Annotated in this window: 13 protein-coding genes; 3 read left to right on the top strand and 10 right to left on the bottom strand. The window is 72.4% G+C overall.

The genetic code is table 11. The features are described 5' to 3' along the window. Window positions 1-50 precede the first annotated feature (50 nt). On the top strand, window positions 51-941 hold the full coding sequence (locus OG709_RS30730; RefSeq protein WP_250306439.1) for a LysR family transcriptional regulator: 891 nt from the start codon (window positions 51-53) through the stop codon (window positions 939-941). Between the two features lie 169 nt (window positions 942-1,110). On the opposite strand, the gene OG709_RS30735 is transcribed toward OG709_RS30730, so the two are convergent. Next, window positions 1,111-2,160, bottom strand: coding sequence for a lipoate--protein ligase family protein (locus OG709_RS30735; RefSeq protein WP_266646014.1), 1,050 nt, complete (start codon window positions 2,158-2,160; stop codon window positions 1,111-1,113). A gap of 127 nt (window positions 2,161-2,287) precedes the next feature. Beyond that, window positions 2,288-3,133: a COG4705 family protein gene (locus OG709_RS30740; protein WP_250306437.1), complete on the bottom strand. Its 846-nt coding sequence runs from the start codon at window positions 3,131-3,133 to the stop codon at window positions 2,288-2,290. A 200-nt stretch (window positions 3,134-3,333) separates the two neighbouring features. Between OG709_RS30740 and OG709_RS30745 the strand changes: the two genes are divergently transcribed. Continuing rightward, complete coding sequence (locus OG709_RS30745) at window positions 3,334-4,149, top strand: COG4705 family protein (RefSeq protein ID WP_250306436.1); 816 nt, start codon at window positions 3,334-3,336, stop codon at window positions 4,147-4,149. On the opposite strand, the gene OG709_RS30750 is transcribed toward OG709_RS30745, so the two are convergent. The 5 genes from OG709_RS30750 to OG709_RS30770 all read right to left on the bottom strand — a co-directional run bounded on the left by OG709_RS30750 (window position 4,130) and on the right by OG709_RS30770 (window position 8,224). Then, a complete protein-coding gene (locus OG709_RS30750) occupies window positions 4,130-5,515 on the bottom strand; it encodes a sensor histidine kinase (protein WP_326693696.1) in 1,386 nt (461 codons plus the stop codon). The two genes, OG709_RS30745 and OG709_RS30750, sit on opposite strands and share 20 nt — an antisense overlap. Beyond that, on the bottom strand, window positions 5,512-6,174 hold the full coding sequence (locus OG709_RS30755; protein ID WP_250306434.1) for a response regulator transcription factor: 663 nt from the start codon (window positions 6,172-6,174) through the stop codon (window positions 5,512-5,514). Before OG709_RS30755 ends, OG709_RS30750 begins: the two co-directional genes overlap by 4 nt. Window positions 6,175-6,249: 75 nt before the next feature. After that, window positions 6,250-6,990 carry a phosphatase PAP2 family protein gene (locus tag OG709_RS30760; protein ID WP_326693695.1) on the bottom strand — a complete coding sequence of 247 codons (741 nt, stop codon included), beginning with the start codon at window positions 6,988-6,990 and terminating at the stop codon, window positions 6,250-6,252. Then, the gene (locus OG709_RS30765; RefSeq protein WP_250306429.1) at window positions 6,987-7,592 is read right to left on the bottom strand and encodes a phosphatase PAP2 family protein; all 606 of its coding nucleotides are present in this window, start codon (window positions 7,590-7,592) and stop codon (window positions 6,987-6,989) included. Before OG709_RS30765 ends, OG709_RS30760 begins: the two co-directional genes overlap by 4 nt. Further along, window positions 7,589-8,224 (bottom strand): DedA family protein, encoded by a 636-nt coding sequence (locus OG709_RS30770; protein ID WP_250306428.1) that lies wholly within the window; start codon window positions 8,222-8,224, stop codon window positions 7,589-7,591. Before OG709_RS30770 ends, OG709_RS30765 begins: the two co-directional genes overlap by 4 nt. 135 nt (window positions 8,225-8,359) lie before the next feature. On the opposite strand from OG709_RS30770, the gene OG709_RS30775 reads away from it, so the two are divergent. Beyond that, window positions 8,360-8,731 carry a BlaI/MecI/CopY family transcriptional regulator gene (locus tag OG709_RS30775; protein WP_250306427.1) on the top strand — a complete coding sequence of 124 codons (372 nt, stop codon included), beginning with the start codon at window positions 8,360-8,362 and terminating at the stop codon, window positions 8,729-8,731. Window positions 8,732-8,805: 74 nt separating this feature from the next. Here the strand turns inward: OG709_RS30775 and OG709_RS30780 are convergent, their stop codons facing one another. From OG709_RS30780 to OG709_RS30790, 3 genes are read right to left on the bottom strand one after another with little or no spacing between them, the layout of a single operon-like run. Continuing rightward, window positions 8,806-9,561, bottom strand: a complete 756-nt coding sequence (locus tag OG709_RS30780) for an FAD:protein FMN transferase (RefSeq protein WP_443068590.1) — start codon at window positions 9,559-9,561, stop codon at window positions 8,806-8,808. A gap of 34 nt (window positions 9,562-9,595) precedes the next feature. Further along, window positions 9,596-10,039: an FMN-binding protein gene (locus OG709_RS30785; protein ID WP_250306426.1), complete on the bottom strand. Its 444-nt coding sequence runs from the start codon at window positions 10,037-10,039 to the stop codon at window positions 9,596-9,598. 11 nt (window positions 10,040-10,050) lie between these two features. After that, complete coding sequence (locus tag OG709_RS30790; protein WP_266646006.1) at window positions 10,051-11,451, bottom strand: ferredoxin reductase family protein; 1,401 nt, start codon at window positions 11,449-11,451, stop codon at window positions 10,051-10,053. Window positions 11,452-11,674: the final 223 nt, after the last annotated feature.

Consider the following 11,674-nt stretch of genomic DNA (forward strand, 5'->3'; position numbering starts at 1 on the left):
CATGGTCTGATAACCCCACAGTTATGTGGTGGGGGCTGGGGGGCACTCGGGTGGAGCTGCGAGACATCGAGATTTTTCTGACGCTGGCCGAGGAGCTGCACTTCGGCCGGACCGCGGACCGCCTGCACGTGTCGCAGGCGCGGGTGAGCCAGGTGATCGCCAAACAGGAGCGACGGATCGGCGCGCGCCTGTTCGCCCGCAGCAGCCGCCGGGTCGAACTCACCCCTATCGGAGCTCAGCTACGCGAGGACCTCAGCGTGGGCTACCAACGAATACTCGACGGTACCCGTGCGGCCACCGCGACTGCCCGCGGAGCCACCAGCACGCTGACCCTCGGGTTGCACGGAGCCCAGGCGCACGAGTGTGCGCACATCATCGATCTCTTCCGCGCCCGGCATCCCGAGGTGGACATCCGCATCCAGGAGATCCACTTCACCGACCCCTTCGGCCCCCTCCGGGACGGCTCGGTCGAGGTGGCGACCTCCTGGCTGCCGGTCCGTGAGCCGGACCTCACCGTCGGTCCGCTGGTCGGTTCCGAACCCCTGATCCTCATGGTCGCCAGTGATCATCCCCTCACCTCTCGTGATGAGGTCGGCATGGAGGACCTGGCCGAATGGTGCCTGCCACAGTCCGCGCTGCCCATCCCGGAGTACTGGCAGCAGGTGCTCGTCCCCACCCACACCCCCGGCGGCCGGCCCATCCGGCGTGGCCCGAAGGTCTCCACGTTCCAGGAGGTCGCCGCCGTGGTCGCGGCGGGCGAGGCGATCTGCCTCGTCCACGGCGACGCCGCCCGCTACTACCAGTGGCCCGGCCTCCGGTATCTCCGCCCGTACGACGTCCCGACGGGCAGCTGGGTCCTGATCTGGCCGACGGCCGGAGAGACAGGTCTCGTCCGCGCGCTCGCGCGGGCGGCACAGGACGCGGGCAGGCGGGCAGGGTGACCCAATGCCGGACACATGCGATATTGCTGCGGGAGTGCGGAGCGGCGGGTTGCGATGCCCGCTGCCGCAAGCCACGAACGTGATTACGGAGCGGGGCGGACGCGGGCGCCGCATGACGGCAGCATCCCGCCCGGCCGCTGTGAGCCGGGCGGGATGCTGCCGGACAGGCCTACGGCACGCGCGCCGTCCACTCCGCCGTGCTGAACTTGGTCTCCGCCAACTCCCGTGCCCGCGCCATCTCTTCGCCCGTCACCGTGCTCTCGGTGAGCCCGTAGCGGCTGCGGAAGGAGGCGATCATCCGCTCGATGACCGCCTCGCGCGGCAGGCCCGTCTGCCGGGCCAGCGGGTCGACGCGCTTCTTGGCGCTCTTGGTGCCCTTGTCGGAGAGCTTCTCCTTGCCGATGCGCAGCACGTCGAGCATCTTGTCGGCGTCGATGTCGTACGCCATCGTCACGTGGTGCAGCACCCCGCCGCCCGCGATGCGCTTCTGTGCGGCGCCCGCGATCTTGCCCGCCTCGGTGGCGATGTCGTTGAGCGGCTGGTACCAGGCCTTGATGCCCATGTCGGAGAGCGCGCCGAGAACCCAGTCGTCCAGGTACGCGTAACTGTCGGCGTACGACAGACCGGACACCAGGGACTCCGGGACGGACAGGGAGTACGTGATGGTGCTCTTCGGCTCCACGAACATCGCCCCGCCGCCGGACACCCGCCGGACGACGGTGATGCCATGGCGCTCGGCCCCGGCCGGGTCGACCTCGTTGCGCAGCGACTGGAAGCTCCCGATGATCACGGCGGGGGAGTCCCACTCCCAGACCCGGAGCGTCGGCGGGCGCTGTCCGGCGGCGACCTCGGCGGTGATGACCTCGTCCAGGGCCATGTGGAGGGCGGGGGACTGCGGGCGGTCGTGGATCAGCTGCCAGTCGTGGTCGCTCCACTCGGTGGCGTGGGCCAGGGCCCGGCGTACGGCGATGGCGACGCCCTCCGCCGAGAGGCCCAGCATCACGGTGGAGTCGGGCAGCGCCGCCGTGACGCGGGCGGCGAGCCCCGCGGCGTCGGTGTTGGCCGGGGCGCCTTCCAGCGCGGCGTCGATCATCAGGATCGCCTCGTCCGGCTCCAGGAAGAAGTCCCCGGCCACCCGTACGTTGCGCAGCGCGCCGCCCTCGACGTCCAGGTCGACCACGACGAGCTTGCCGCCGGGAACCTTGTACTCACCGTGCACCGCGACTCCTCCAGTTTCGCCCGACTCTTCCGCGAATCGGCTCTGATCAGGCACAACGTCACCGCTGTGCGGTTTAATCCGCACACGCGCAGTGGCAGGCGGGTTCGCGGGGCGGCCCGCCGGGCGGTCAGCCCGCCCGGTGCGCCGCCCGGGGCCTCGGTGCCGCGCGGCGTTCGCTCACGGCCAGGTGGTTGACGAGGAGCAGGATCGGCACCAGCAGGGCGAGGGTGACGGGGCCGGTGCCCCAGCCGAGGCCGCTGCGCTGGGTGGACACGCCCATCCAGTCGGCGAACGAGGCGCCGAGCGGCCGGGTCAGCACGTACGCCCACCAGAAGGCGGCGACCGCGTTGAGCCCGAGGAAGCGCCGGGCCAGCGCGGGTACCGCGATGAGCGCCGCGAAAGCCACGCCCGAGGTGAGGTAGCCGAGGTGCAGGGTTCCGGCCGTGAGGTCGCCGACGGCGGTGCCCAGGGCGAAGGTGGTGAGCACGGTCGCCCAGTAGAAGCCCTCGCGGCGGCGGGTGCGGATGCTGTGGATGGAGAGGGTGCCCTCGGAGGCGTACCAGGTCATCAGGACGGCGGTCAGGACGACCGAGAATCCCACGGTCGAGACCAGGTAGGGGACGCCCGCCACCACATGGACGACGTCGGCGGCCATCGTGCCGAACACGCTCACCATCACGATCGCCGACCAGTACGTCCAGGCGCCGTAGCGGGCCGTGCGGAACTGGAGCACCAGCAGGGCCACCAGACCGACCAGCCCGATGCTGCCGGCCGGGATCGGGCCGAGCACCCGGGCGAGGTAGTCCGAGGCGGTCTCGCCCGCCCCGGTGGTGAGTACCTTGACGATCCAGAACCAGGCCGTGACCTCCGGTACCTTGCTCCAGCCCTGCACGGCCCGCGCTGCGCCTGCGCTGCGCGGGCCTCCGTTCTCGGGTGCCGGTTCGACGGCCGGTCGGGTCACTGGCTCTCGCATGGTCTGTTCCGCCCCTCCAGGCGCCGGGCGCCGTGTCAACTGCCGTTCCCCGTCCGGGCATGCCGCGGCCGGGGAATCCGACGGGCAGCCGTGGACCGCCCATCGAGCGTCTACGTTACTGTAGACGTACGGGGGTGGCAGCCGGTCCGCGGGGCGGCGCTCAGGATGTGTTCAGGTTCCCGGTGGCACGGTCTGGCGTCATGACATCCGATACGTACAGCAGGCCCGGCGCCGCCCGCGGTCACGGCCTGCGCTGGAACAAGGTTCCCGAGGTCACCCTCTACTTCTGGGTGATCAAAGTGCTCTGCACGACGGTCGGCGAGACCGGGGCCGACTACCTCAACTCCCAGCTGGGGCTGGGGCTGACCGGCACCTCGCTCGTCATGAGCGTGCTGCTGGTGGCGGCCCTGGTCTGGCAGTTCCGCTGCCCCGCCTACCGGCCGGGGATCTACTGGCTGGCCGTGGTGCTGATCAGTGTGGTCGGGACTCTGATCAGTGACAACCTCACCGACAACCTGGGAGTGCCGCTGCAGGACACCACCGCGGTGTTCGCGGTGGTGCTCGCGGTGGTGTTCGTCGCCTGGTTCAGGGCCGAACGCACCCTCTCCATCCACAGCATCGACACGGTGGGCCGCGAGGTCTACTACTGGCTGGCCGTACTGTTCACCTTCGCGCTGGGCACCGCCGCCGGCGACCTGGTGGCCGAGCAACTGTCCCTGGGCTACTGGGTGTCCGCGGTGCTCTTCGCGCTGGCCATCGCCGCGGTCGGGGTGGCGCACTTCGCGATGGGCCTGAACGCCGTATGGAGCTTCTGGATCGCCTATGTGCTCACGCGCCCGCTGGGGGCGTCCATGGGTGACTACCTCTCGCAGCCGACCGGCGACGGCGGGCTGGGCCTGGGGACCGTGGTCACCAGCGTGCTGTTCCTGGCGGTGATCCTCGCCCTGGTCGTGTATCTGACCGTCGCGCGCAGGGACGCCACGGAGCGCGTGGAGCTCACCCGGCCGGCAGACTGACCACGAACCGCGCCCCGGTGGCGTGCAGTTCGTCGTAATGGACATCACCTCCGGCGGAGCGGGCCAGGCGTCGCGCGAGCGAGAGACCCAGGCCCGCTCCGGTGTGCCCGTCGTCGGGCGTAGCGCGCTGTCCGGGGTGGAAGAGGTACGGCGTGAACGGACCCGGCACCCCCGGCCCGTCGTCGGTGACATCGATCCGTACGGCGCCGGGCAGCCGGACGGCCCGCACGGTGACGCCCGAACCGGCATGGCGCAGGCCGTTGTCGAGGAGCGGGCCGACGATGCGTTCGAGCAGCGCGGGGGAGACCCCGGCGGTCAGTTCCGGGTCCTCGCCCACGACGGTGACTCCCGGTGCCCGGGGACCGTCGGGGCCCTCCTCGGCAACGGTCTGCGCCAGCCGGTCCAGCACCGGCAGTACGACGGCGGTACCGGGCGAGCTGCGGGCGCCCGCCCGCGCGTCGTCGAGCAGGGTCTCGCAGATCGCCCGCATGGACTGCGCGGCGTCGGCGACGGCCGTGTGGCAGGTGCGGGTGTCCTGCGCCGAACGGGGACGGTCCTGCAGCCAGTCGAGTTCGGCGATGATCCGGGCCAGCGGGTTGCGCAGCTCGTGCGACAGCTCCTTGGTCAGCTGCTGCTCGTGCCGCAGCACGGCCCGTATCCGGTCCAGGAGCGCGTCCAACGAGCCGCCCAGCTGGGTGAGTTCGGTGGGACCCGCCCGGCCGCGGAAGCGTTCGTCGGAGTCGGCGGCGCTCCACCGGGCGGCCTGGTCCGTCATGGTGTGCACCGGGCGCAGCGCCCGGCCCACTGCCAGCCGGGTCAGGGCGTAGGTGCAGGCCAGCATGGCGACGTCCAGTGCGACGGACGCGAAGAGCAGGGTGTCGGCGGAGCTGAGATAGGGCGCGAGGTCCAGGGCGGTGACCACCACGGCGCGGGAAGCGGCGCCGCCCGCAGTGGGGACGGGAACCGCGCACAGCCGGACCGCTCGGCCGGTGTGCAGGGTCGTACAGCCCTGCCCGCCGTGTCCGGCGAGAGCATCGGCGGCGCGGGTGAGGGGGTGCGTGGCGGAGGTGCTCGGCGGATGTTCGAGCAGGTGCCCGCCCGCGTAGATCCACACGTTGTCGTCCAGCAGTGTGTCGTTCGGCGACTCCAGCACGTGGACGGAGCCGCCACCGGTGTCGACCGTCGTGGCGACCGCGGTGGCCCGGGTGCGCAGGTGGTCGTCGGCCTGGTGCTGGAGATGCTGCCGGGCGACCGTGTTGAAGACGACGGTGAGGATCGCCATCAGGAGCGCCGCGGTGGTGACCGCGACCAGGGAGAGCCGGCCGCGCAGGGTGCGCGGCCACCAGCGGGACGGGAAGGCCGTCATGAGAGCCGGTGGCCGACCCCGCGGGCCGTGCTGATCGTCAGCTCGCTGCCCGCGTCGCGAAGCTTGCGGCGCAGCCGGGTCAGGTACTGGTCCAGGGTGTTGTCACTGACCTGCGAGCCCTCCGGCCAGCCCGCCCTGATCAGTTCGCGTCTGCGGACGAGACCTCCCGCCGATGCCATGAGCGCGGCCAGCAGCCGGAACTCCGTCGGGGTCAGCCCGGCGGAGGTGCCCCGGACCGTCATGGAGTGCCGTACGGCGTCCAGGACCAGGTCTCCTGCCGTGGCGGGGGCCGTCGGGCCGGTGCGCTTGAGCGCCGCCCGCAGCCGGGCGGCGAGCTCCGCGAGGTGGAACGGCTTGGGCAGGTAGTCGTCGCCGCCCGCGGAGAACCCGGTGAGCCGGTCGGTGAGCCGGTGATGGGCGGTCAGGAAGATGACGGGGGAGAGGAAACCGTTCGCCCGCAGCGCCTGGCAGACGTCCCGGCCGTCGGCGTCGGGCAGCCCGACGTCCAGCACCACCGCGTCGACGCCGTCGGCCGCCAGCCGCAGGGCGCTCGCGCCGTCCTGCGCCGGGACCGTCTCGAAGCCCTCGTCGCGCAGGCCGCGCCGCAGGACGTCCCGCAAGGCGTGATCGTCCTCGACGACCAGGATCCGCTGCTGCACGGTCGGCCTCCTCTCTGCGGCGTGGGTTGTCAGATCTACGGTTCTGCGGTGAGGTGCCGGATCTGCGGCGGGTCGTCAGATCCGCGGCGAGCGGTCCGACAGGTGGGCGGGTCCGGCGGGTCCGGCGGGTTCGGCGGGTTCGGCGGAGGGCGGCCGGGACCGTGGCCCGTACCGTCCGATGTCCGGGCGGAACCGGACCAGCAGCAGGATGCCGACGCTCAGCCAGAAGACGCTGAACAGCCAGCCGCCGATCACGTCGGTGGACCAGTGGACCCCGAGATACACCCGGCTCAGCCCCACCAGCACGGCCCAGCAGCCGATGAGCGTGGCGAGCACCCGCTTGTTGCGCGGCGCCCGCAGCAGCACCGCCGCCATGAGCAGGCCCGCCGTGGCCGCGGACGTGGTGGTGTGCCCGGAAGGGAACGACCAGCCCGAGGCGCGGGCGGCCCAGTCGCCCATCGGCGGACGCGGTCGCGCGAGGGCGGACATCACCCCGTACCGCACCAGCTGGACCGCGCCGAGGAAGGCGAGCGCGGCGACGGCGGAGACCACCCGCTGCCGCGCACCGCGTCCGACCACGACGCCCGCCAGCGCGGCGAGCAGGTACGGGATCACTCCGGTGCCCGTGGAGGTGATGCCGCGCGCCACGGCGACCGCCATCGCGGGCCGGTGCCGCACCGACCAGGACTCCAGCGCACTGTCCATGAGCAGCGGTGCGCCGTGGTGGCCGGCCACCTCCACGGCCAGCAGCGTGAACGCCACCAGGCAGCCGAGCGCCGCCGGCAGGGCGGGACCGGCGGCGCTGCGGTGATTCACGACGAGACCAGCAGCGGACGCAGCCGGGTGTCCGTGAGCCTCCTCGCCAGGGTCTCCGGCCGTCGGCGCAGGGCTGTTGCCAGCACCAGTGCGACCAGCGCGCCGACCAGCGCGCCCACGGCCACGTCGTGCGGGTAGTGCGCGCCCACCCAGACCCGCGACGCGGCCATCGCGACGGCGCAGACCAGGGCCACCAGGCCGAGGCGCCGGGAGACGAAGAACAGCGCCACCGCCGCGGCGAAGGCGAGAGCCGCGTGGTTGCTGGGGAACGACCAGTCGCCCGGGGCCGGGCACGTCTCCAGCGTCGTCACATGCAGGCTCTGACAGGGACGGTCCTCCCGCACCACCAGCTTGACCGCGTCGTTGACGCAGTACGCCAGCACCACGATCACCGGCGCGGCCAGCGCCATGAGAGCTGCCGGGGCCCCCTCGCGGCGCGCCCGCCACCATCCGACGAGCATCAGCACGGCGAACAGGGCGAGCCCGTACGACGACCAGGTCGAGATGAGGGAATCCAGCCAGGCGGGTGCCCGGTGCGCCAGATCGACGGTGCTCGTGTACGCACCCCCGTCGATGGAGGATCCGTTGTAGGCGAGGTTCATCCGCTGACTCCGTTTGCTCGCGTGCGGTTCTTGCGGGAGCGTCGCAGCTCGATGGCGAGAGGCAGCAGAGACACGACGACGATCACCGCGATGATCGGCAGCAGGTAGTGGTCCACGTTCGGGATGGACGACCCCAGCGCGTACCCGGCGAGCGTCACCCCCTGGCTCCACACGATCCCGCCGACCACCTGCCAGAGCGTGAACGTCCGGACCGGTACGCCCAGGGCGCCCGCCATCGGGTTCAGCACGGTGCGCACCACGGGGACGAAGCGGGCGAGGACGATCGCCTTCGCGTAGCCGTACCGTTCGAGGAGTTCCTCGGCGCGCGCCGCCCCCTTCCGCAGGTGTTCCGAACGGCTGCGGGCGAGCAGCGCGCCCCCGGCCTTCCGGCCGATCAGGTACCCGCACTGCGCACCGGCGAGAGCGCCCAGCGCGGAGGACAGGAGTACCAGGGGCAGCGACAGGTTCAGGCTGCTCGTGGAGGTGCCCGTGCACAGCAGCCCCGCGGTGAACAGCAAGGAGTCGCCGGGCAGGAAGAACCCGACCAGCAGACCGGTCTCGGCGAACAGCACCGCGGCGATTCCGGCCACGCCGAAAGCGGTCAGCAGAGATTGCGCGTCAAGAACGTTCACCGCGAGTGAGGAAGCTGCAAACAAGGATCCCGGCCTTTCTTGTAGGACGAGGAGAGGGTGGCGGACCACCGAAGCGACTACAGTTCAGTAGACGGTCTACGTAACTGTAGACGATAGCGGGGTGAGGAGCGTTCCATGACAGGCAGCAGTGCCGACCGCCGTCAGGCGGGCGAACTCGAAGCGAGCGTCGTGGCGGCCCTCTGGGCAGCCGGTGCGCCACAGACTCCGGGGCAGGTGCAGCAGCAGCTCGCGCCGCCGCCCGCCCGGACCACGGTGACGACCATCCTGTCCCGCCTGTACGACAAAGGGGTCGTGACCCGGGAGCGGTCCGGCAGGGGCTATGCGTACACCCCGCTCCAGGACGCCCACGGGCTCACCGCACGCCGGATGCACCGGGCGCTGAACAGCGACAGCGACCGCGGGACGGTGCTGGCCCGCTTCGTCGACGGACTCGGCGCCGACGACGAGCGGCTGCTGCGCGAGCTGCTGGAGGACGGTTCGCTGTGAGCGCCCGCCCTCCCGCCGGGGCAGTACTCCCGGACCGGGGCGGTCCGGGAGTACTGCCGTCATCCGGCGCGTAGTCACCGCGCGCGGTCACCCGGCGGAGGCGCCGCAGGGCTGTCCGGTGCCGGGAAGCCAGGGGTCCGCCACATCCGGCCGTCGGGCAGCACGGCGAGTGCCTCGTACCCCGCCAGCGACTCCACCCACGCGTACGCACCGTCCGCCATGGCGAACGCGGCTGTCGCGTACGCGTCCGTCATGGTCAGCAGCGGACCCGTCACGGTGATGGACGCCAGGCCCGAGGCGGGTGTGCCCCGGTGCGGATCCAGGATGTGCGGGCCACGTTCGGCGGTGCCGGACGTGGCGACGGCCAGATCGCGGCCCACCACGACCGCGGCCTGTTCGGCCGGGCGCAGTGGGTGGGCGATGCCGACGCGCCAGGGGATCCCGGGGGCGGCCTCGCCGCGGAGCTGGAGGTCACCCCCGGCGTTGACACAGGTGTTGCTCGCGCCCGCCTCGTGGAGGAGCAGGGAAGCGGCCTCGCCCGCCCAGCCCTTGACGAGCCCGGACGGGTCCAGGGCGCCGTCCGGCACGATGCTGAACCAGCCGTCGCTGACCCCGGCCACCCGCGCGCAGAGCGACAGCACCTCGTACACCTCCGGCGGGCAGTCCTGGAGCGTCAGTTCACCGCGGTCGAGCCGGCTGATGGCGCTGTCCGGACGGTAGGTGGAGAACACGGCGTCGACCCGGTGCAGATCGCGGACGGCCTGTGCGAGGGCCCGGTGGACGGCGGCGGTGGGGGCGTCGCGGATGTCGAAGGAGAAGACGGTGCCCATCACGTGCTCGACATGGCGCAGCCCGCGCCCTGGCTCAGCCACCGGACCGGTCCAGCGCGCTCTGCAGGGACCGCACATATCCCTGGCTGGTGTAACTCGCCCCGGAGACCGCGTCGATGTGCGCGCTCTGGGCGCCCAGCGCCTCCCGGGTCAGCCGGGGCAGCGCGTAGGCGGCGATCTGCTGGTCCCGCCCGTTGCTGTCGGGCGCCCGGAGGACCCGTATCGCGGTGATCCTTCCCCGCGCCAGGGTGGCGGAGACCTGCACGGTGCCGTACTGCGTGTCGACCGGGTCGCCGGTGAACGTGCCGGTACGGGACCCGCCGGCCCCCGGCCCGGCCCCGGTGGTGGCGTGCGGCGAAGCGGTCTCCGCCGGGCGCGGGGTCACCCCCGCCAGGGCCGGCGGCTGGTGGGGTTTGAGCGCGAGCAGGGCGACGACCAGCGCGCTGCCCGCGGCAGTGATGAGGACGGCTCTGCGCATGACTGCTCCTCTCAGAGCGCGAACGACTCGTGGTGGATACGGTGCGACGGCACCCCGGCATCGCGCAGGGCGGTGATCGCGGCCTCCGTCATGCCGGGTGGACCGCAGAGATAGACCTCGTGCGCGGCCAGATCGGGCACCAGACCGCTCAGCGTGCGGGCGGTGAGCGGGCCCGGACGGTGGCCCGGCCCGCCGGTCAGCGGGTCCGGCCCGTCGACGAGATAGTGCACGGCCGCCCGGCGCCGGGCGGCTATCGCGTCCAGCTCCGACCGGTGCACGAGGTCCGCTTTGCCCCGGACCCGGTGGATGAGCGTCACCTGCCCCGGCAGCGTCTCGAACAGGGCCCGCAGGGGCGTGATGCCGACGCCACCGCCGAGCAGCAGCACCTTGGGCACGGTCTGCCGGCGCGCGGTGAAGCTGCCGTACGGACCCTCGGCCCACACCCGGGTGCCCGGCCGGAGCCCGGCCAGGGCCGCGCTGTGCCCGCCCGCCGCCTTCACCGTGATGCGCAGCGCGTGCGGCTCGGCGGGGGCGGAGAGCGAGTACGGGTTGGCGGTCCACCACAGCCCCGGGGCGAGGAAGCGCCAGCGGAAGAACTGGCCCGGCTCGGCGCCGAGTTCCGTCAGATACCGGCCGGTGAAGTGGACCGAGACCACACCGGGCGCCTCGGGGCGCACCGCGGAGACCCGCAGCCGGTGGCGCAGTCCGCGCCGTACGGGCAGCACGAACCGGTACACGAGCACCAGCGCGCCGACCCCCAGGAAGAGCGCGTACCAGGCGAGTTGGGCCTTCTGGTTGCCGACGAAGTCCGCACCGTTCGAGAGCTGGTGGAAGAAGGTGAGGAAGACCGCCAGATACGTGGCGAAGTGCAGGAAGTGCCACTTCTCGTAACTCATCCTGCGGCGCGCCGCACGCGCCGAGAGCACCCCGGTGGCCAGGAACAACAGGAACCCGGCCGTCCCCTTCAACAGGTCCGGGTAGTGCAGGACCAGGTCCGTGCCCTGGCTCACCACACCCGTGTGCGCGGTCAGCGAGTAGCCCCAGATGATCAGCAGGGTGTGGGCCAGGGCCAGCGACACGGTGCACCGGCCGCCCAGCGCGTGCCACCGGGCCAGCCGGTCGGTGCCGATGCTGTGGTCGAGCAGCGGAACCCGGGCCATCAGGGCCAGCAGAACGGCGCAGGCGTACCCGGCGAGCAGGCCGGTGATGCGGCCCGCGCCGGTCAGCCAGCCCGCAGGGCCGACGACGGACGTCGTGTCGCTCCACCACAGCGCGAGCACCCCGGCCGCGCCCGCCCAGATCACCAGGGGCACGAGCCGGGGCACCAGGCTGCGCCGCGGGCGTCGGTGGCGCAGGCCGCGGTTCACGGAGGTGCGGGCGGGCGTGGTGGTGGAGGCGGAGGTGCTGGCCATGGGTCTCCTCGGCGGGGTCGGCTCCGGCGACGGGCGGTCAGCCTCACAGCTCAACCTCTGTGTACTTTCTGAACGCGGGCCCGGAGCGCCGGGCGGCGCGGGCGCGCCCTCCCCTCCCCACCGGGGTTCGGCCCGCCGTCCCACCCAGGCGCCGTCCCGGGACCGTCCCGCGTTCCGTCCCGGAGTTCAGAGGAAACTCAGAGGCGAGGCCGCCCGCGCGGAC

It is taken from the genome of Streptomyces sp. NBC_01267 (genome assembly GCF_036241575.1).
Classification (GTDB): domain Bacteria; phylum Actinomycetota; class Actinomycetes; order Streptomycetales; family Streptomycetaceae; genus Streptomyces.